The sequence below is a fragment of the Streptococcus sp. 2018110 genome, assembly GCF_019754115.1.
Classification (GTDB): domain Bacteria; phylum Bacillota; class Bacilli; order Lactobacillales; family Streptococcaceae; genus Streptococcus; species Streptococcus hashimotonensis.
In genome coordinates this window covers 85,515-105,231 of sequence record NZ_JAIJZO010000001.1, presented here as the reverse complement: position 1 = coordinate 105,231, position 19,717 = coordinate 85,515, and the positions used below count along the sequence as shown (strand labels likewise).

Below are 19,717 nucleotides of genomic sequence, written 5' to 3'. Positions count from 1 at the left end.
ATTAAAACTCCAAATTCACTCCTGGTGCATCAAAGGCGATTTCAGTAACCTCATAAGTCATTCGTTTTAAAATGTCCAAAAGAGGCTCTACCAAAACACGTTTTTCTTCATCAGTAAATTCAGTTGGCTCTTCTACCAATCGATTTGGTAAGTGAACGGCCTGACTCATGGCACCTGAAATTACAAAATGATCTAGTACAATCATAAAGCGCAAAATGGTAATCATAGATGTTCGATTTTCCGCACGATTTTGCTCAATCAATTGAAAGTCAACTTTCAATTTTGTTTCCGGAATTCCGTTCTCTTTTTCCCACGCGTGATTGCGGGCATCAAAATGATACTGATTGACAAATTCTTTATCGCGAATGATTTCCATTTCAAGACTCCTCTAATAACAATAATACTCACATTATACCATAATCCTCGTGAAATAGCTAAAAAACCTTGCCAGAAGCAAGGTTTCAATCAAAATTATTTAGCTTTACGAAGTGCTCCGTAAAGGACACCTGATACAACCGCACCGATCAAAACATAGGCGATGTAAAGCAATGGATTAGATGTCAAAGCGATAACGAAGATACCACCGTGAGGAGCCATCAATTGGATGCCTGACAAACCAACCAAGGCACCTGCAAGGGCAGAACCAGCGATAAAGCTTGGGATTGCACGAGCTGGGTCAGCAGCACCAAACGGAATCGCACCTTCAGTGATGAATGAAAGACCCATAACGATGTTTGTCAAACCTGAGTTACGCTCTTCTTGTGTGAATTTGTCTTTGAAAAGAAGGGTTGCAACGAATACTGCCAACGGTGGAACCATACCACCTGCCATTACCGCTGCCATGGCAACAGAACCCCCATCTGCAACAGTTGCTGCAAGTGTACCTGTACCGAAGACATAAGCTGCCTTGTTGACTGGACCACCCATATCGACTGCCATCATACCACCGAGGACAAGGCCGAGGAGAATAGCAGAGCTACCTTCAAGACCTGCAAGGAAGTTGTTCATACCTGTGTTAATAGCTGCCATTGGGATGTTAACGAAGAACATCAAGAAACCAGTGATTGCTGTGCCCAAAAGTGGCAAGAGCAAGATAGCGTTCAAACCTTGGAGTGATTTTGGAAGGTTGCGCAAAGCGTTGCGAAGAACGAGCACTACACCACCAGCAAGGAAACCACCAACAAGGGCACCCAAGAAACCAGATGATACACCAGCAAGGGCAAGGGTTTCTTCACCACCAGCTGCGTAAGGAATTTTACCGAACGCAAGACCGCTACTAGCGATTGCACCAGCTACGAAACCTGCAACCAAACCTGGTTTTTCAGCAATTGAGTAAGCAATGTAACCTGCAAGAAGTGGCAACATGAAGCCAAAGGCTGCTCCACCGATTTTCATGAACATAGCTGCGATTTCATGGTATGAACCAAGACTACCAAGGCTGTCTTGCGGCACACCTAGAGCTCCATCGAATAGGAAGGCAAGGGCAATCAAGATACCGCCACCGATAACGAATGGCAACATTTGAGAAACACCGCTCATCAAGTGTTTATAGAATGCTTTACCAAGACTGAGTTTTTCTGAAGATTCCACAGTAGCTGCTCCTTCTGTCGCTGTATATGCAGATGCTTTTCCGTCCAAGATGATGTTAATCAACTCTTCTGCTTGTTTGATACCAGCTGCAACTGGACGAGATACCAAAGGTTTGCCATTGAAACGAGGCATATCGACAGCCTTATCTGCTGCGATGATAACACCAGCTGCATTCTCGATGTCTTCAGCGGTTAGTTTATTTCCAACACCTGAAGCACCGTTGGTTTCAACCTTGATGTCAACACCCATCTCAGCAGCTTGTTTCTTAAGTGCTTCTTCTGCCATGTAAGTGTGAGCAATACCTGTTGTACATGCTGTAACAGCAACGATAAATGGACGGTCACCACTTGGTGCTGCAACTACTTCCTCAGCAGCCTTGTCAGCGGCTTCAGCTGTATCGAATACTGCAATCACTTCTTCTGGATTTGTTGCCGCACGAAGTCTATCAGCAAAACCAGCTTTCATCAAGTATTTAGACAATTCAGCAAGGGCAGCCAAGTGTGTATCGTTTGCACCTTCTGGGGCTGCAATCATGAAGAACAAATCAGTTGGTTGACCATCAAGACTTGCGTAGTCAACGCCCTTGTTTGATTTTGCAAAGAGAACAGTCGCTTCTTTTACAGCCGCATTCTTAGCGTGTGGCATTGCGATACCGTCACCAAGACCAGTAGTTGTTTGTGCTTCACGGTTCATGATACCTGTTTTGAATACGTCAAAATCCGTTACATAACCTTTATCAACCAAACTAGCAATCATTTCATCGATAACTGCTTCCTTGCTTGTCGCTTGCAAATCAAGCAACATGACATCTTTTCTCAAAACGTCTTGAATTTTCATAGTGTTTCTACCTCAACTTTTTCATAAGTTTCCTTAATAAATTCGATACTTGCCAAATCATCTGAAAAGGCTGTTGCCGTACCGCAAGCAACTCCCCATTTGAGGGCTTCAATTGGGTCTTGTGAGCGAACGTATTCACCTGTAAAACCTGCCACCATGGAATCTCCAGCTCCGACAGAGTTTTTCACTGTACCCTTGATTGGTTTAGCAAAGTAAGTAGCTGCTGGAGTGACCAACAAAGCCCCATCCCCTGCCATGGAAATGATAACATTCTGAGCACCCATTTCTAAGATTTTCTTAGCGTAGATCTCGATGTCTGCAATGCCATTCAACTCGACGTTGAAGATTGCTTCAAGTTCATGGTTGTTTGGCTTGACCAAGAGTGGCTGGTGTGCTAGTGAGTCTAGAAGTGTTTGACCTTCAAAGTCACAGACCACTTGTGCTCCTGCTTTTTTAGCCACAGGAATCAGCCTATTGTAGACTTCGTTTCCAAGACTAGCTGGAGCAGACCCGGCAAAGACAACGGTGTCTTCTTTGGTCAATCCTGCTAAGACCATTTCTAATTCGGCCAACTGTGTATCTGTCACAATCGGACCCAAACCGTTGATTTCTGTTTCTTGGTCAGCTTTGATTTTCACGTTAATACGTGTATCTTGATCAACCTGAACAAAATCAGTATCAATTCCTTCGGCAATCAATCCATCTTTGATGAACTGACCTGTGAATCCCCCAAGGAAACCCGTTGCTGTATTCGGATAGCCCAAGCGCTTCAAAACACGGCTAACGTTAATTCCCTTACCGCCGGCATACTTATCGTCGCTCTCCATACGATTGACACTGCCTGTCTCGACATGTTCTAAACGAACGATATAGTCAATCGCTGGATTGAGCGTAACTGTATAAATCATACCTCGATTACCCTCGTTTTCTCTTTTATGATGTCCAACAAACTGCTTTCTGAAGATTGGCAGATAATGTTGGATTTTTCGATTGCCGCAACTTTAACAAAGGAGAATTGACCAATTTTAGAAGCATCTGCCAAAACATAGCTTTCTTTGGCATTGTCTATGATAGTGCGTTTGATGGTCGCTTCTTCAATATCTGGCGTTGTAAAATAGTTTTTATCAATACCATTCATCCCCAGAAATGCCTTATCAAAATTGAGCTGTCGAATTTGTTCCAATGCTACTGCTCCAACGGAAGCATCTGTTGATTGCTTAACAAAACCACCTATAATGATTGTTTTTATCTTGCGTTCAACCAGCCTCACTGCGTGGTGAATAGAATTGGTAACGACTGTCAGATTTTCCTGCTGAAGATAATCAATCAGTACACCGGTTGTTGTACCTGCATCTAAAAAAATTACGTCTCCGTTAACAATCTGTCGAGCTGCTCGTTCAGCAATCTCTCGTTTTTCTTGAACGTTTTTGACAGATTTTTCTAGAATAGACTCTTCGAGTTGCAAATTTCCTGGCGCTTCAGCACCGCCGTGTACACGACGAAGCTTACCCTCGTTTTCCAACTCGTCCAAATCCCTACGTACAGTAGACTCAGATGTATCAAGAACTTCGATTAATTCCTCTAGCCGAACAAACTGTTGAGAGTGTATTCGCTCCAATATAATCTGTTTTCGTTCTGATTTGAGTATGTTCAACACCTCCTGCAATCGTTTACAAAAATCATTATACACGATTTTCTGCCATTGTCAATCATTTTCTATCATTTTCTTTCAAAAAAACAAAAAAACTAGCAGAATCTACGCTTCCACTAGTTTCTCAATCATTTTTTTCATCATGTCCATTTCTTCTGGACGGCCAATAGATAGGCGAATATGCCCTTCTAATTTACCTGTTGGATAATATTTGAAATTCCAATCCTGTGCCAAGGCTTGCTGATAAAGTTCTTCTGCCCACGGTACTTTAAACGTTACAAAACTAGCCTGACTAGGTAGAACTTGACAGTTATCTAATCCTTGCAAGAATAAAATCATTTCTTCTCGCAAATTCTGAATTACTCCCACTGTTTCTAAAACTTTGTCTGTATAATTCAATGCAAGGGCTGCCATTTTTGCAGTCAAGTTTGACAAGCTGAATGGGGGAATGACCTTGTCCAATTCATAAATTAACTCTTCGCTTCCTACCGCAAAGCCAACTCGTAAACCTGCAAGTCCAAAAGCCTTTGATAAAGTCCGTAAAACTAAAACATTGTCAAATTGTTGTAGACGACTGATGAAGCTTTCGACATGTGCAAATTCAATATAAGCCTCATCTACAACGAGTAGCCCTTTAAAAGAATCGGCTAATTTCTCCAAATCTTCTAACGAATAAGCTACTGAAGAAGGATTGTTAGGGTTGGAAAGCATGATTATCTTTGCCTTCAACTCCTCTGCACGCGCCAACAGGCTCTCCACAGGCAAAACCAAGGTTCCATCTTTTTCAACCAGGTCAACGACTTCAAACTGGCTACCATGCATGCGATTATAAGTTTCGTACATGAAAAAGTCTGGATTGACAGTCAAAAAAGTATCATCCTTTTCCATAAAGGTGGAAACAATCATGTGAATAAGGTGATCAGAGCCTACACCTACCGTTACTTGTTTGGGATTCACTCCAAGATAGGCCGCATATTTCTCAATCAGTTCGGAGTAAGTGTTATCACCATAAAAACTTAATTGACTGACATCCAAATTTTCCAAGGTCTCTTGTGCCAAAAAGGACCAATCAATGATACGATTTTCGTTATTTCCTAAATCAAATCTTGCCTTTTGTTTGATTTTATAAGGTTGGTAGTGTTCAAATACCTTGCGTTTCATCATTTCTCCTTCTAGCAAGAAAAACACAGTCTAATCAACTGTGTCTTCTGCTTTGATTTTTTCAAAAATAGTTAACTCTTCAGCTGTAAAGTTGTAGTTTTCTAACAAGTCTGGACGACGTTGGTAGGTTTTGCGTAGACTTTCCTCCAAACGCCATTTACGAATATTTTCATGGTGACCGCTCATGAGAACATCTGGAACTACCATTCCACGATACTCGTATGGTCGGGTGTATTGAGGATATTCCAATAGCCCTGATGAAAAACTATCATCCGTATGACTGACTTCCTTACCAATAACCTCTGGAATCAGGCGAACGGTAGCATCAATCATGGTCATAGCTGCCAACTCTCCACCTGTCAGAACATAGTCCCCGAGAGAAATTTCGTCTGTCACCAAGGTCTTAATCCGCTCATCATATCCTTCATAGTGACCACAGATGAAAATCAACTGCTCTTCCTGTGCCAATTCTTCGGCATAGGCCTGATTGAAAGTACGCCCAGCAGGATCCAACAAGATAACACGTGGCTTGGTTTGCTCAATGCTATCCATGGTATCAAAAATCGGCTGGGCACGAAGCAACATGCCTTGTCCTCCGCCATAGGGTTCATCGTCCACATGGCGAGCCTTTTCAGCCTTCTCTCGGAAATTGTGGTAGTTGATTTCCAACAAGCCCTTGTCACGCGCCTTGCCCACAATAGAGTGTTCTAGAGGTGCAAACATCTCAGGGAAGAGGGTCAAAATATCAATTCTCATCGTCTAAGCCCTCGAGCAACTCCACATCGACACGGTTATTTGGAATATCAATGTTCAAGACAACAGGTGGAATATATGGCAAGAGCAAGTCTTTCTTACCTTTTCGTTTCACCACCCAGACATCATTGGCACCTGGTTGCAAGATTTCCTTGATCTGTCCGATCAACTGGTCATTTTCATAGACATCCAAGCCGATAATTTCGTGGTAATAAAATTCACCATCTTCAAGGTCGGTCAAGTTTTCCTCGGCAATTTTCAAGCTAAAGCCCTTGTACTTTTCAATATCGTTGATATGGTACATGCCCTTAAACTTGATAATATCAAAGTTCTTAGCCTTACGATGACTAGCAATTTCCACTTCCATGACAAACTGATCCTTGTCATCAAAAAGTGCAAGCTTTGCCCCTTTTTTAAAACGTTCTTCAGCAAAATCGGTCACAGACAAAACACGCATTTCCCCTTGTAGGCCTTGCGTGTTAACAATCTTTCCTACGTTAAAATAATTCATAATTTCTCCATTTGATTTTCTATCCTTTTATTTTAACATGAGCAAGATATTTTCACAAGAGAGAAAAAGCCGGATGCCTCCGACTTTCATAGTTAATTTATTTCACGGACAAATGAGAATGAGCTATTTTAATCAAGCGCAAATTAAGAGATATTCCGCAGACAAAAATCCCTGAAATCAGACCAATCCAATAGGCTTCTGGTCCCATTTGGAAAAATCTTTCAAGCAAGAATGCGACTGGGAAGGTCATGGACCAATAGGCAACCAAACCAAGTATAAAGGGGACAGTCGTATCCTTGTAACCACGTAATATCCCCTGAATAGGTGCGGTAAAGGCATCTGCTAATTGGAACATGAGGGCAAAGCTAAGAAAATGCGAGGTCAGACGGATAAATTCTGCATCATTACCATAAAGGTAGGCAACTTTAGAGCGGAAAAAATATAGGAAAGTGAGTGTTAAGCCTGCAAAACCAAGTGCCACCAGGCGTCCTAAACGGCTGTAGGCTTTCACATCTTGTGGTCGTTTGGCCCCTACTTCATAAGCAATGACAATAGCTAGGGCTGAAGAAACTGAGGCAGGAAAGGCATATAATAATGTCGCAAAGTTCATAGCCGACTGGTGGGCTGCTATAATCTGGGCTGAAAATTTTGCCATGTAGAGCCCTACTACTGCAAAAATTGCTACTTCTGCAAAGACTTGTAAACCGATGGGAAGTCCGATTTTCAATCCTTCTTTCAGTAAAGACCCATCAATCGAACTCCACCGCCAAAGCTGATAAGATGCAATGGTCTTATTTTTGTACATAACAGCGATAATCACCAGTAACACCGCCCAGTAAGCCAAGGCTGTTCCCAATCCAGCTCCTGCTCCGCCCAGGGCCGGTAGGCCCATTTTCCCATAAATCAAGAGATAGTTAAAGAGGCTGTTAAAGGGAACCAGGAGCAGCATGAGGTACATGGAGAGGCGGGTCAAGCCCAAGGCGTCGAAAAAAGAGCGACAGACACTAAAGAGCAAGAGAGGCAGGATGCCAATGGAAATAAAATAGAGGTACTGCTTGCCAACTTGAAAAATAGATTCATCAAGTCCAAACTGAGCCAAGGTGGGAACAGCGATAAATAGGACCGAGCACAAAAGTAAAATGGTTAATCCGACGGCTAGATAGACAAACTGATGAAACTCCTCACGAATCTTATCTCTTTCACCTTTTCCTAAATGTTGAGCGATGATTGGGACCAGTGCAGATACAATCCCTGTTAGAAATGAAAAAAGCGGATTCCAAAGACTGGTTGCCATGGAAACACCAGCCAAATCCATAGTGCTGTACTGGCCTGTCATCATGGTATCGATAAAGGATGCGGAGTAATTAGCAAATTGATAAATTAAAATGGGCAAAAATATTTTGATAAAGAGCCAGAGCTTCTCTTTGTTATTTCTTGTTTGGTACATGCTTATTCTCTTTCAATTTTATATAAATATTGTAACAAGAAAAGGACCTGCATTGCAAGTCCTCTTTGACTAGATAGAGTCACCATTCCAGATAGAGTTTTTCACGATAACATAGTCCACATGCTTCAAGCTGGTAATGTCACGTCCTCCTGCATAAGAAATAGATGACTGCAAATCTTGCTCCATTTCAACCAGAGTATCTTTCAAATGTCCCTTGGCTGGCAAGAGAATTTTCTTTCCTTCAACGTTTTTGTATGCACCTTTTTGGTATTCAGATGCAGAACCATAGTACTCTTTGAATTTCTCGCCATCAACTTCAATTGTTTTACCTGGGCTTTCAATGTGCCCAGCAAAGAGCGAACCAATCATGACCATGCTTGCGCCGAAGCGGATAGATTTGGCAATATCTCCGTGGGTACGGATACCTCCGTCCGCAATAATTGGTTTACGGGCAGCTTTTGCGCACCAACGAAGGGCAGCCAACTGCCAACCACCTGTACCAAAACCAGTCTTAACCTTTGTAATACATACTTTACCTGGACCAATACCAACTTTTGTCGCATCCGCACCAGCATTTTCTAGTTCACGAACTGCTTCTGGAGTACCGACATTACCTGCAATGACAAAAGTCTCAGGTAATTCTTTCTTGATATGTTGGATCATCTTGATAACACTTTCTGCATGACCATGAGCAATATCAATGGTGATAAACTCAGGAGCATCAGCTTTCAAGCTAGTCACAAACTCATATTCATATTCTTTTACGCCAACAGAGATGGAAGCAATCAAACCTTGCTCGTGCATGCGTTTGATAAATGGAATACGACCAGCTTCATCGAAACGATGCATGATGTAGAAATACCCTTCTTTGGCAAGCATTTCTGCTACATCTTCATCAATAATAGTCTGCATATTAGCTGGAACAACTGGTAATTTAAAGCTATATTTCCCAAGAGTCACTGTTGTATCTGCCTCGGAACGGCTATTGATGATACATTTATTTGGAATGAGCTGAATATCTTCGTAGTCAAAAACTGGAGTTTCGTTGAACATGCTTCTACCTCTTTTTCTTAACATTGGAACAGAAAAACAGTTTGTTTTTCGTATTTTTTCCTTATTACAAGATATAGTATAGCTTATTGTTTGTGTTTTGTCAATAAAAAAGAAACCTATCTAGACAATATTCGGATATATCACTTTTTAGACTCGTTTATAAAACATAACATTCGTATAATTCTTTTCTGAGTTACTATTCTTATAAAATTTAAAAAAATGTTCAGAATTTACTCAAACAATTTCACATAAAAACTAAAAAAATCTTCAAAAACAGAAGATTTTTTAGTCAAATTCATATAATTGTGGGAATTTTTCGCATTCAGGGTTCTTAGGATGGCAAACCTCACGACCAAAATAAATCATAGCTTGATGAGCAGGGAGCCAGAGTTCAGGAGGTAAGACTTCCATGACTCGTTTCTCTGTTTCCAGGGGTGTAGCCGATTTTTTGACAATATCGTGATGTTTACAAATCCGTCCCACGTGGGTATCAACTGCGAAGGCAGGAATGCCAAATCCAACACTCAACACTACATTAGCCGTTTTTCTTCCCACTCCTGCCAGAGCTTCTAATTCCTCACGAGTCTGCGGAACAATGCCATTATGCCGTTCCATCAACTGCTGGGCGCATTCTTTCAAAAATTTGGCTTTATTACGATACAAACCCAAACGAGAAATATAAGGCTCAATATCCTTTACTTCTGCTGCTGCCATGGCTTGTGGCGTTGGGAAAGCAGCGAACAAACCAGGTGTTGCCTTATTCACCGCAGCGTCTGTAGTTTGAGCAGATAAGAGCACTGCACATACCAACTCAAAGTGATTTCGAAAATCCAAACTTGGCTTAGCATCAGGATATAGAGCGATGATTTCTTCAATAACTTTTCTTGCACGTTTTTTTGATAATACCATGAATTCATTATAGCATGAAAACTTGGATTTATCTAAAATCTGGATTGTCATAAACCTCATTCCTCGTGATATAATAAGAAGAAAAGGGGGAATAAGTATGGACTTACAAGAACTCTGTAGAAAGGTTATTCAAGCAAGACCACGCAATAGCCATAAGGGAAGCTATGGTCGAGCCTTGCTGATTGGTGGACTGTATCCTTATGGTGGAGCGATTATCATGGCCGCACTAGCAACCGTCAACAGTGGAGCAGGCTTGGTAACTGTTGCTACTGAAAAAGACAACATACCAGCCTTACATAGTCATCTGCCTGAAGCCATGGCATTTTCATTTGACGATCAAGCCTTGCTGATAAGTAGCTTAGAAAATGCTGACTTGATACTGATTGGTCCAGGTTTTGGGGAAAATAGCAGAGCTGAACAGTTATTGGACTTTGTTTTTGGACATTTATCTGACCAGCAGATTTTAGTTCTTGACGGCTCAGCCCTTACCTTAGTCGCAAAACAAAACAGAAAGAACTTCCCGTGTAAACAAGTCATCCTGACACCCCACCAGAAAGAATGGGAACGGTTATCAGCCATTCCGGTTGCTGACCAAACAAGCCAAAGAAATCTTGAAGCCTTGCAATCTTTTCAAGAAAATACAATCCTTGTAGCTAAAAGTTCTGCTACACAAATCCTAAAAACCCAGCCAAACCAAGTCACTCCAATAGGAGCTGGTGGTCCCTACCAAGCAACAGGAGGTATGGGAGATACTCTTGCAGGTATGATTGCAGGATTTGCTGTACAATTTCTCCATGTTCAACTATATGAAAGAATCCTTGTAGCAACCTACCTCCACTCCTATATTGCCGACCAACTGGCTCAAGATTATTATCTTGTAAAGCCAACTGATGTCTCAAGAAACATCCAAAAGATAATGCTTCAATTTCAAACACAAAAAACCGCCTAATCAATGATTAAGCGGTTTTATTATTTAGCGAACTTGTGATAAAGCTAGTGTTGGTTATACTCCTTCCTTATGACGTCGTTTGCTTACTAACAGAGTCCCTAGCCCAATAATGACACCAAGAACAAGATAGTATTTCGTATCATTTTCTCCAGTATTTGGTAGTTGAGTCACCTGTTTTTCTTGATTAGGACTAGATAGACTAGCTTGCAAAGTGACTGGACGAGGTAAAGTTGGTTGAGGGTTTGGCTTCTGACCTATCGGTACATGCCCTGAATTCCCAGTATCTTCTACAGGAGGTGCCTGTACATCAACTTTTTCTGAGTCTATAGGTGGAGGCGTTACAGTGCCTTCATCTTTTTTGTCAGTGGCAGTATTTGCTGGCTCTTTGGCATCATTTGTTGAAGTAGCAACACCATCCAGTTCTGCCTGAGCGCTTGTCAGAACGGCTAGAGCTTGATCGACACTTGCTTGACTTGCAGATTCATCAGCTAGAATCGCTTTCGCTGCTTCAACTGTCTGGTCATAAGCTTGTTTCACGTTCTCAGATGCATTGAGATACTTAGCATCTGTCGCTTTTAATACGGAAGAAACGGATACTGCGCTACGAAGGGCTGAAATATCAGTCTTTTGACCATCTAAGTTGGCTTTCGCTGCTAACAAGTCAGCCAACGCTTGGTTGACAACTGCCTGTGTTACATTCTCTTGGTTCAATACAAGTTGTGCTGAACGAACAGCTGTATCATAGGCGATTTGTTTGGTATTTTCAGCATTGTAATAAATAAAGTTTGCCTGAGTCGGTGTGTAGTTTGATACTTCAGCAATTAGTTTTTCCTTATCGGTAGCCTGACCGTTTAGCTGTTCTCTCGCCGCCACAAGACTGGCAACTGCTGAATCTACTTGTGCCTGATTGTGTTTGTTGGCATATACTGCATTGGCATCTTCTAATGCTTTAGCATAGGCAGTTTGAAGTTCTGGACTAGCATTGTAATAACGCGCTGTTTCTTCAAGTCCTGCAAGTTCAGCAATCAGTTCTTTCAAAGCAACTTTATTAATCAAGGTTAATTTCTTAACATTTGACTGGTTTGCAAGTACTGCTACGTCTAATTCTTCCAAAAATTCATAGCCTTCTGGGAGGGTTGGAAGGATAGTGTAGGTACCAACTGGTACAAATTTACCATAATCAGTCTTAGAATATTTAGCATTTGGTAGCTGAATAGTCTGACCATCAGCAGTTACCAGTTGGATGGTTGAACCAGAGGGTAGTAATGCATCAATATCTACCAGCAAGTTAGCCTTATCTTTCAAAGTCACATAGAAATTCACCTCGGCAGTGCTATTTTCTTCCGAAATCGTCACGACTGCTTTTGTTTCACCTGCTAGGCTTGACCACTCTGTATCATATAAGAATAAATCAAAGATGTAAGTACCAAATGGTAGCTTAAGAACGCTAGTATCGCCGGCATATCGTGGTAATTCTGCAACAATCTTGCCTGTTTCATCGGTGACTGAGTAAGAGAAAAGTATTGGTACAGGACTATTTGTATCTTTATCAAGAATATTGACAGTTACCAACCCTTTTTCATTGCCAATACTAATCAGATTCTCTACTTTTTCATAGCTGATATTACCAGCATAATCCTCCACTGTGTAGTAGAATTTTGAAATATCTGCAAGATCAAGAGGCAATGTGAAGGAGCCATCATCGTTTTGTGCCACAAATACCTTATTATCAGAAACGGTTACATCACCATTTTCTAATAAGGAAGGAATAGTTGTCACACCGCTTGCATCTGCTACAAGATAGAATACTTGCTCACGATATAGACCTGATTCTCCTTTTTCAATGGCTGGACGAGGGTTAAATGTAAAGTTTGTTTCATCATAGGTAGCTGTGGTGATAACTGGTGATTCTCTATCGATGATAACGTCGAAAATCATAGTTTGTACTGCTGCACCTGGAACTTCAGATGAGTAGGTCAAAACGTATTGATACTTACCATCTGCTAAAGCATTTCCGTCACTATCTGTTCCATTCCATTCAGTAGGATAAATAATGCTTGATTTTGGATTTTTAGGATCACCACTATAGAAGTTTTTATTGCCTGACTGTGGTTGACTTTCCCAAAGTGGATTTGTTCGCTCAGTATCATCTGCAGCATAGACGCTTGCGACTAAATCAGTATAATTTCTCAAGAAGACACCTTTGAAAGCAAGCGAATCTTGGTTGTTATCCCCATTTGGCGAGATAGCTAAATGAGGTTTACCAGACTCATCAAGCTCTAAAACAAAGTATCCTGCTTCATTTTTAAATGTACCAAGAGTCTTGATCGCAAGGTCAGATCGTTTGTCTGTAGAATAGATTAACTCTGTACTTCCTGTAACAAGACCTGTGTAGTGATGGCTGATGTCAACAGTATTTGGCTGTGCTGTAACAGGTTCAAAGTAGAAGCCCCCCTTACCATCGGCAATAAGATTGTAAATCGGCTCTTCTAGAACGGCTAGATTTTGGAATTCCCCACGGAAACCAACGTATGGAATGCTGACAATATCACCGCCGTCGGCTACATCTGTAAATCGAACAAAACCTTCAAGATAGTAACCATTTTTCATCAATCCTGTCAATTCTTCTGCAAAGCTTGATCCATCGACATTAATTGTAACAGTTGTACTTGAATTGGCTTTCACAGTCACCTTACCGCCAGGAATCTCTGCTAATAGACGTGGAGCCAAGGTGATCAATCCGTTTTGAACAGTATCCGTTGTTAATTGTGTTGAGTAGTTTAAAGTCTTATCTTCGTTTGTAATGTTATGAAGTGTGACCGTAAAGCTGAATGTATCCTCAACATTTCCCAAGGTAATGCTGCCATACCCATCTTCGCCAGTCAAATATAAACCTGTAGAAATAGCTGCTGCAGTATCGATGATACCTGCACCTTGTTGGCGTGGGGAAGTGTAGGCTGTTGTTTCTTTGTTCACATGTGCTTTAGCAGTAGACATAAGCAAGTGTTTTACTAAGGCTTCGATTTCTTGAGGGGACTTAGTAGGGTAAGTTGCCTGTAAATACTGTTTTACTAGTACGGCTGCTCCTGCCACGTGTGGTGAAGCCATACTTGTTCCCTGCATGTTGGCATAGTCATTATCATTGATGGCTGCATAAATAGCACCACCTGGAGCAGCTAAGTCTGGTTTTAGCTCGCCATCCGCTGATAGACCCCAACTTGAAAAATCTGAAAGAAGACCTGCTTCTGGGTTAGGGCGAATATCCGTTTCGTTATTGAACGCAATCTTATATGAGTTAGCTGCCAAAGCTTCACCAAATTCCAATGGAATGAAGACAGATGGAATTGCAATAGCTGTATCATCAAGTTGCATGCTTACATTGGCTTCGCCTGGACGACTATTGAAAATGACCACGCCTACTGCGCCTGCAGCTGTTGCATTGGCTATTTTTTCTGAGAAGGTAATCGTTCCACGTTTGATGAGTGCAAGTTTTCCAGTCAAATCTAGACCATCAAAATCCGAAGCTTGACCGATTCCCGCATAGACATATTCATATTCTTTCCCGATTTCAAATGGTACGGGACTTTTCTCTGGATTATCAAACGAACTCTTACCGTAATTCAAATCAGCATTGTTTTCTAAACCAATGATATTAATTACTTTACTACCAACCGTTGTGTTATTGTAAGAAGCGACAGAAATTGCATCGCGAGCTGTTGAAGGAGCACCGACCAAGCCATAATCTGGATAATCGGCTGACGGATTAGAATGACCTGAACCAAATGTTCCATCATTACCAGCTGCAATAACAACAGAAACCCCTGCACGACGAGCAGCCTCGATTGCTGCAGTCACATTTTCATTCATGTTAACAACAGAGCCGTTAGCTCCTCCCAGACTGAGGTTGATGCTATCTGCACCCAATTTTACAGCATCTTCAATCGCCTTTACGTACAATGCTGCGCCTGTTGTAGCTTTGAGGTCTGAGAATACACGCATAAACATGACTTGCGCTTCAGGAGCTACACCATACATTAATTGTCCAGCGACTGGTTGTGTCGGATTTCCTGTGGCAATACTTGTTACGTGCATACCGTGTGAACGTTTGTCTTCTTCTTTCAAGACAGTATTCACATCAACATAGTTATAACCAAATACAACCTTATCGTTAAACCATTCACCGTAGGTAATTCCTGCAGCTTCTTTAGCTGCTTCTATCTCTTTTTCTGATTTATATTTTGCAGTTGAGAGGTCTGAAATACGCAATACATCGTGGTCAACGTCAAGACCGGAATCTATGATTGCAACTACTGTTCCTTCGCCCTTGTAACCACTATCCCAAACTTTAGGTACTGTAATGATTGTATTACTGTCAATGTTTTGTGGTTTCGCTTCTTCCTGATTCGTAATAGCAGTAGTCTCATCTGCTACGGAAAGCTTCTCCTCTTCTTCTACTTTTTTCTCTGAAATAGCTGGAGTTTCTACAGCTGGTTGAGTTGTTTCTACTTCTGTATTTGCGATATTTTCAAGAGCTTCTGAGCCAGATGTTTCCTCTTCATTATCTGTAGTGGTTACATCAGTTGGGGTAGCCTCCACAGAAGTGTCAACCAACTCCTCGACTACGGGACTTTCTGAGGCTGATTCGCTGACGATTGCGTCAGGAACAGTTGCTTCCACCTTAGTCTCTACAAGGCTTGTCAATTCATCTGCAGCTACCGATGGTGCACCTGCAAACAAAAAAACTGCACTCAAAAGAACAGACACAGTTCCAATTTTATACTTCCGAAGTGAGAATGTTTCTTTCTTTTTCATAACTTTTCCTCCTAGTTTTTCTCCTTCATTATTGGCAAAACCAATAAATATATTAAAACATAAAATTATCGGTATTGCAAGTATATTCTGAAAATTCAGTTATTTCTTCAAACTATAACTAGGTATAGTTAATATTTATAACTGGAATCTGTGATACTGAATGTATTAAATGAACAGTAAAAAGCAACCACTATTTGCGGTTGCTCGTACTATTCTGACTTGAAAACTAGATATGGATATTCAGACTATTTCCGATACATCTTGAATTGGAGATAGAGGTCATTATACATTCCAAGCATCTCTGGTCCAAGATTATCATAAACTTCCATCTTCTTCATCGTTTCTTCTGAAGGATAGAAGGATTCGTCGTTCTGAGTCTCCTCATCCAGCATAGCCTTGGCTGCAGGAATTGGTGTTGAATAGCCAACATATTCTGCATTGCGAAGCGCATTTTCAGGACGAAGCATAAAACTCATGAAGGCGTAAGCTCCATCAATATTTTTTGCTGTTTTTGGAATGACCATGTTATCGAACCAAAGGTTAGAACCTTTTGATGGTACAACATAGCGCAGATTTTCATTTCCATCTAACATTTCACTCGCCTCACCTGAGAACGAAACAGCAATTGCTGCCGCATCTTGTATCATATAACCTTTTATCTCATCAGCAACAATTGCTTTGACATTTGGAGTTAAATTATAAAGATGTTCGGCTGCCTTTTCAATCTCGGTAGGATTGTTGGAATTGAGACTATAGCCCAGTGATTGTAGACCAAAGCCCATGACTTCACGCACACCATCAATTAACATGATATTGTCACGGTACTCCTCTGACCACAAGTCTTCCCATTCCTGAGGAGGATTTTCTACCATGGTTTCATTGTAAACAATACCTAAGGTTCCCCAGAAATATGGAATAGAATAATCATTATTCTTGTCAAAGCTAAGTCCCATAAATCGTGGATCGATATTTTCTATCCCTTCAATCTTAGATTTATCTAGCTTGATTAACATATTTTCTTCTGTCATCTTAGAAATCATGTACTCAGATGGGATTGTCAAATCGTAGGTTGTTCCACCCTGCTTAATCTTTGTGTACATGGATTCGTTGGAGTCAAAGGTCTGATAATCTACCTGAATACCTGTTTCAGCAGTGAATTCTGCGAGTAATTCTGGGTCAATATAATCGCCCCAGTTATAGATGACAAGTTTATCAGTTGTCCCCTGGGTTGAATCAGCTTCTAACTTATAACTAATTCCCCATAAAACTAGGACAATAGCTATAATTCCTACAAAAAATGAATACAATCGTTTCATTAGTTGGCCTCCTTTTCACGCGAGATGAAATAATAACCCACTACCAATAAGATAGAGAAAAGGAAAACTAGGGTTGACAAGGCATTGATTTCTAGAGAAATCCCTTGACGAGCCCGCGAGTAGATTTCAACCGAAAGGTTTGAGTAGCCATTCCCTGTTACAAAGAAGGTCACGGCAAAGTCATCCAAGGAATAGGTAAAGGCCATGAAGTAGCCTGCAATGATGGCTGGTGTTAGGTATGGCAACATGATTTCTTTCAGCATTTGTGGTTGAGTTGCCCCCAAATCATAAGCTGCTGAAATCATATCCGCGTTCATCTCTTTCAGCCGTGGCAAGACCATCAATACTACGATTGGAATAGAAAAGGCAATATGACTGAGCAATACTGAGACAAAGCCAAGCTGGAAACCAATCATGGTAAAGAGAATTAAGAAACTCGCCCCAATCATGACGTCCGGTGCTACCATCAAGATATTATTGACAGACAGCAAGGCATTTTGAAAACGAGGTTTTGCCTGATAGATATAGATGGCGCCGAAAGTTCCGATAAGTGTCGCAATCAAAGAACTCAAAAAAGCTAATAGGAAGGTTTGAGCTAAGATGAGCATGAGACGGCTATCACTGAGCATGGAAGAAAAATGCTCCAAGGTAAAGCCTGTAAAGCCATTCATATCCCCGCCTTCATTAAAGGCATAAAAAATGAGATAGAAAATGGGCAAGTAGAGAAGGAGAAAGGCAACTGTTAAGTAAATATTTGCAAATTTCTTCATTATTTCTTCCTCTCTTTCGTCATCCACATAATCAAGAGCATGGCCAAAATCAAGACCACACCAATGGTTGAACCCATTCCCCAGTTTTGTGTTGTGAGGAAATGTTGTTCGATGGCTGTTCCCAGTGTAATGACTCGGTTACCGCCAATCAAACGGGTCAACATGAAGAGGCTCAAACTCGGAATAAAAACCGCTTGAACACCTGAACGAACGCCGTTCATGGAAAGAGGAAAAATAACTTTTGTGAAGGTCTGCCAAGGAGTTGCTCCCAAATCACGACTGGCATTGATTAGGTTTTTATCCAAATCATCCAAGGCGTTAAAGATCGGCAAAATCATAAACGGAATCTCGATATAGGCTGCAACAGCAATAAAGGAGAAATCCGTGAAAAGAATTTGCTGAGCTCCTAGACCAATAAATTCTAGGAACTGGTTGATAGAGCCGTGTTGTCCAAAAATACCGATAAAGGCATAGGCTTTCAGCAAAAGATTGACCCAGGTTGGCAAGATAATCAACATGAGCCAGAGCTGTCTATGCTTGAGTTTGGTCAAGAAATAGGCTGTTGGGTAGGAAACCAAAAGTGTGACCAGAGTAATAATACCTGCGTAAAAAATAGAGTTGAAACTCATTCGCAGATAGGTCATATTTGGCGAGTTAAAATAGGTCTGGTAGTTGGCCAAAGTGAAATTGCCATGAATATCAAAGAAAGATTTGAAGATAATCAAGGCAACTGGAGCGAGTACAAAGAGAAAGACCCATAGGGCATAGGGAATTGCAAAAAGCCTAGAGGTTTTCTTCATTGCGTTCCTCCTCAATGGCGTTAATCAAGCCATCTTCTACTTCTTCCACTTCCACATATTCTTCGATACGAGCATCGAATTCTTCCTCTGTTTCATTGAGACGCATGATATGAATATCTTCTGGCTCAAAATCTAGACCAATCACTTCTCCGACAATGGCCTTACGAGTTGAGTGAATCATCCACTCATTACCAAGGTCGTCATAGGCGATGATTTCATAGTGAACACCACGGAAGAGCTGAGTATCCACTTTTACCTGCAATTTGCCTTCTTCAGGTAAGGTAATCTGCAAATCTTCTGGACGGATAACAACTTCAACTTCTTCGTTTGGTCGCATACCGCCATCGACAGCTTCAAAGCGTTTGCCGTTAAACTCAACCAAGTAGTCTTCTATCATGCGGCCTGGAAGGATATTGGATTCACCGATGAAGGTAGCAACAAAATGGTTGATTGGCTCGTCGTAAATGTCCACTGGCGTCCCAGACTGGACAATCTCACCTTCATTCATGACAAAAATCCAGTCACTCATGGCCAGAGCTTCTTCTTGGTCATGGGTAACGAAGACGAAGGTAATTCCTAGACGTTGTTGTAATTCACGCAGTTCATACTGCATTTCTGTTCTTAGTTTCAAGTCCAGGGCAGAAAGTGGTTCATCTAGCAAGACGACGCGAGGCTGGTTGATAATCGCACGTGCAATAGCAACCCGCTGGCGTTGACCACCAGACAATTTCTGAATGGAACGATTTTCATAACCAGAAAGTCGGACCATTTGTAAGGCTTCTGTCACACGGCGTTCGATTTCAGCCTTGTCAACCTTTCGTAATTTAAGAGGAAAAGCCACATTTTCAAAGACAGTCATATGTGGGAAAAGGGCATAGGACTGGAAAACCGTATGGACATCCCGTTTATTAGTCGGAACATCATTAATCCGTTGACCGTCCAGATAAATATCACCTGAACTCGCATCCAATAAACCAGCAATAATGTTCAAAATCGTTGATTTACCTGAACCAGAAGCTCCTAAAAGGGTATAAAATTTCCCCTCTTCCAATTCAAAACTAATATCCTTTAATACAGTTGTTCCACTGTCTTCAAATACTTTTGAAACGTTCTTAAATTCAATAATTGGCTTTTTCAATTCTCATAAATTCCTTCTTT

Annotated in this window: 16 protein-coding genes; 1 reads left to right on the top strand and 15 read right to left on the bottom strand. The window is 41.2% G+C overall.

The window, feature by feature from the left end; all coding sequences use genetic code 11:
• Position 1: 1 nt before the first annotated feature.
• From K5Q34_RS00515 to nth, 10 genes are all read right to left on the bottom strand, one after another.
• Positions 2–376, bottom strand: coding sequence for a DUF1149 family protein (locus K5Q34_RS00515; RefSeq protein ID WP_002934959.1), 375 nt, complete (start codon positions 374–376; stop codon positions 2–4).
• A 95-nt stretch (positions 377–471) separates the two neighbouring features.
• Positions 472–2,427 (bottom strand): fructose-specific PTS transporter subunit EIIC, encoded by a 1,956-nt coding sequence (locus tag K5Q34_RS00510; protein WP_221864339.1) that lies wholly within the window; start codon positions 2,425–2,427, stop codon positions 472–474.
• Positions 2,424–3,335 (bottom strand): 1-phosphofructokinase, encoded by a 912-nt coding sequence (pfkB, locus tag K5Q34_RS00505; protein ID WP_105151295.1) that lies wholly within the window; start codon positions 3,333–3,335, stop codon positions 2,424–2,426. The genes K5Q34_RS00510 and pfkB overlap by 4 nt, the downstream gene beginning before the upstream one ends.
• Positions 3,332–4,081 carry a DeoR/GlpR family DNA-binding transcription regulator gene (locus tag K5Q34_RS00500; protein ID WP_014637965.1) on the bottom strand — a complete coding sequence of 250 codons (750 nt, stop codon included), beginning with the start codon at positions 4,079–4,081 and terminating at the stop codon, positions 3,332–3,334. Before K5Q34_RS00500 ends, pfkB begins: the two co-directional genes overlap by 4 nt.
• 102 nt (positions 4,082–4,183) lie before the next feature.
• Complete coding sequence (locus K5Q34_RS00495) at positions 4,184–5,239, bottom strand: histidinol-phosphate transaminase (RefSeq protein ID WP_221864338.1); 1,056 nt, start codon at positions 5,237–5,239, stop codon at positions 4,184–4,186.
• 30 nt (positions 5,240–5,269) lie between these two features.
• Positions 5,270–5,995, bottom strand: a complete 726-nt coding sequence (gene trmD / locus K5Q34_RS00490; RefSeq protein ID WP_024390342.1) for a tRNA (guanosine(37)-N1)-methyltransferase TrmD — start codon at positions 5,993–5,995, stop codon at positions 5,270–5,272.
• Positions 5,985–6,503, bottom strand: a complete 519-nt coding sequence (gene rimM / locus K5Q34_RS00485; protein WP_014637968.1) for a ribosome maturation factor RimM — start codon at positions 6,501–6,503, stop codon at positions 5,985–5,987. The genes trmD and rimM overlap by 11 nt, the downstream gene beginning before the upstream one ends.
• 97 nt (positions 6,504–6,600) lie before the next feature.
• On the bottom strand, positions 6,601–7,950 hold the full coding sequence (locus tag K5Q34_RS00480; protein ID WP_221864337.1) for an MATE family efflux transporter: 1,350 nt from the start codon (positions 7,948–7,950) through the stop codon (positions 6,601–6,603).
• Positions 7,951–8,019: 69 nt separating this feature from the next.
• Complete coding sequence (guaC, locus tag K5Q34_RS00475) at positions 8,020–9,003, bottom strand: GMP reductase (protein WP_014637970.1); 984 nt, start codon at positions 9,001–9,003, stop codon at positions 8,020–8,022.
• A 285-nt stretch (positions 9,004–9,288) separates the two neighbouring features.
• A complete protein-coding gene (gene nth, locus K5Q34_RS00470) occupies positions 9,289–9,912 on the bottom strand; it encodes an endonuclease III (RefSeq protein WP_024410090.1) in 624 nt (207 codons plus the stop codon).
• Positions 9,913–10,009: 97 nt separating this feature from the next.
• Between nth and K5Q34_RS00465 the strand changes: the two genes are divergently transcribed.
• On the top strand, positions 10,010–10,861 hold the full coding sequence (locus K5Q34_RS00465) for an NAD(P)H-hydrate dehydratase (protein WP_221864336.1): 852 nt from the start codon (positions 10,010–10,012) through the stop codon (positions 10,859–10,861).
• 54 nt (positions 10,862–10,915) lie between these two features.
• Here K5Q34_RS00465 and K5Q34_RS00460 read toward each other — a convergent pair whose 3' ends face one another.
• The 5 genes from K5Q34_RS00460 to K5Q34_RS00440 form a co-directional block, all read right to left on the bottom strand.
• A complete protein-coding gene (locus K5Q34_RS00460) occupies positions 10,916–15,673 on the bottom strand; it encodes a S8 family serine peptidase (RefSeq protein WP_221864335.1) in 4,758 nt (1,585 codons plus the stop codon).
• A gap of 245 nt (positions 15,674–15,918) precedes the next feature.
• Entirely contained in the window at positions 15,919–16,989 is a 1,071-nt protein-coding gene (locus K5Q34_RS00455; protein WP_011922335.1) for an ABC transporter substrate-binding protein, read from the bottom strand.
• Positions 16,989–17,759 carry an ABC transporter permease gene (locus tag K5Q34_RS00450; protein ID WP_024384229.1) on the bottom strand — a complete coding sequence of 257 codons (771 nt, stop codon included), beginning with the start codon at positions 17,757–17,759 and terminating at the stop codon, positions 16,989–16,991. Before K5Q34_RS00450 ends, K5Q34_RS00455 begins: the two co-directional genes overlap by 1 nt.
• Positions 17,759–18,559, bottom strand: a complete 801-nt coding sequence (locus K5Q34_RS00445; RefSeq protein WP_002938659.1) for an ABC transporter permease — start codon at positions 18,557–18,559, stop codon at positions 17,759–17,761. The genes K5Q34_RS00450 and K5Q34_RS00445 overlap by 1 nt, the downstream gene beginning before the upstream one ends.
• Entirely contained in the window at positions 18,543–19,697 is a 1,155-nt protein-coding gene (locus tag K5Q34_RS00440) for an ABC transporter ATP-binding protein (protein ID WP_024384228.1), read from the bottom strand. Before K5Q34_RS00440 ends, K5Q34_RS00445 begins: the two co-directional genes overlap by 17 nt.
• Positions 19,698–19,717 lie beyond the last annotated feature (20 nt).

What these genes read in the sequence shown, in the direction of transcription:
- K5Q34_RS00515 (WP_002934959.1), bottom strand. Translation starts at nt 376, where the DNA reads ATGGAAATCATTCGCGATAAAGAATTTGTCAATCAGTATCATTTTGAT.
- K5Q34_RS00510 (WP_221864339.1), bottom strand. Translation starts at nt 2,427, where the DNA reads ATGAAAATTCAAGACGTTTTGAGAAAAGATGTCATGTTGCTTGATTTG.
- pfkB (WP_105151295.1), bottom strand. Translation starts at nt 3,335, where the DNA reads ATGATTTATACAGTTACGCTCAATCCAGCGATTGACTATATCGTTCGT.
- K5Q34_RS00495 (WP_221864338.1), bottom strand. Translation starts at nt 5,239, where the DNA reads ATGAAACGCAAGGTATTTGAACACTACCAACCTTATAAAATCAAACAA.
- trmD (WP_024390342.1), bottom strand. Translation starts at nt 5,995, where the DNA reads ATGAGAATTGATATTTTGACCCTCTTCCCTGAGATGTTTGCACCTCTA.
- rimM (WP_014637968.1), bottom strand. Translation starts at nt 6,503, where the DNA reads ATGAATTATTTTAACGTAGGAAAGATTGTTAACACGCAAGGCCTACAA.
- K5Q34_RS00480 (WP_221864337.1), bottom strand. Translation starts at nt 7,950, where the DNA reads ATGTACCAAACAAGAAATAACAAAGAGAAGCTCTGGCTCTTTATCAAA.
- guaC (WP_014637970.1), bottom strand. Translation starts at nt 9,003, where the DNA reads ATGTTCAACGAAACTCCAGTTTTTGACTACGAAGATATTCAGCTCATT.
- nth (WP_024410090.1), bottom strand. Translation starts at nt 9,912, where the DNA reads ATGGTATTATCAAAAAAACGTGCAAGAAAAGTTATTGAAGAAATCATC.
- K5Q34_RS00465 (WP_221864336.1), top strand. Translation starts at nt 10,010, where the DNA reads ATGGACTTACAAGAACTCTGTAGAAAGGTTATTCAAGCAAGACCACGC.
- K5Q34_RS00460 (WP_221864335.1), bottom strand. Translation starts at nt 15,673, where the DNA reads ATGAAAAAGAAAGAAACATTCTCACTTCGGAAGTATAAAATTGGAACT.
- K5Q34_RS00455 (WP_011922335.1), bottom strand. Translation starts at nt 16,989, where the DNA reads ATGAAACGATTGTATTCATTTTTTGTAGGAATTATAGCTATTGTCCTA.
- K5Q34_RS00450 (WP_024384229.1), bottom strand. Translation starts at nt 17,759, where the DNA reads ATGAAGAAATTTGCAAATATTTACTTAACAGTTGCCTTTCTCCTTCTC.
- K5Q34_RS00445 (WP_002938659.1), bottom strand. Translation starts at nt 18,559, where the DNA reads ATGAAGAAAACCTCTAGGCTTTTTGCAATTCCCTATGCCCTATGGGTC.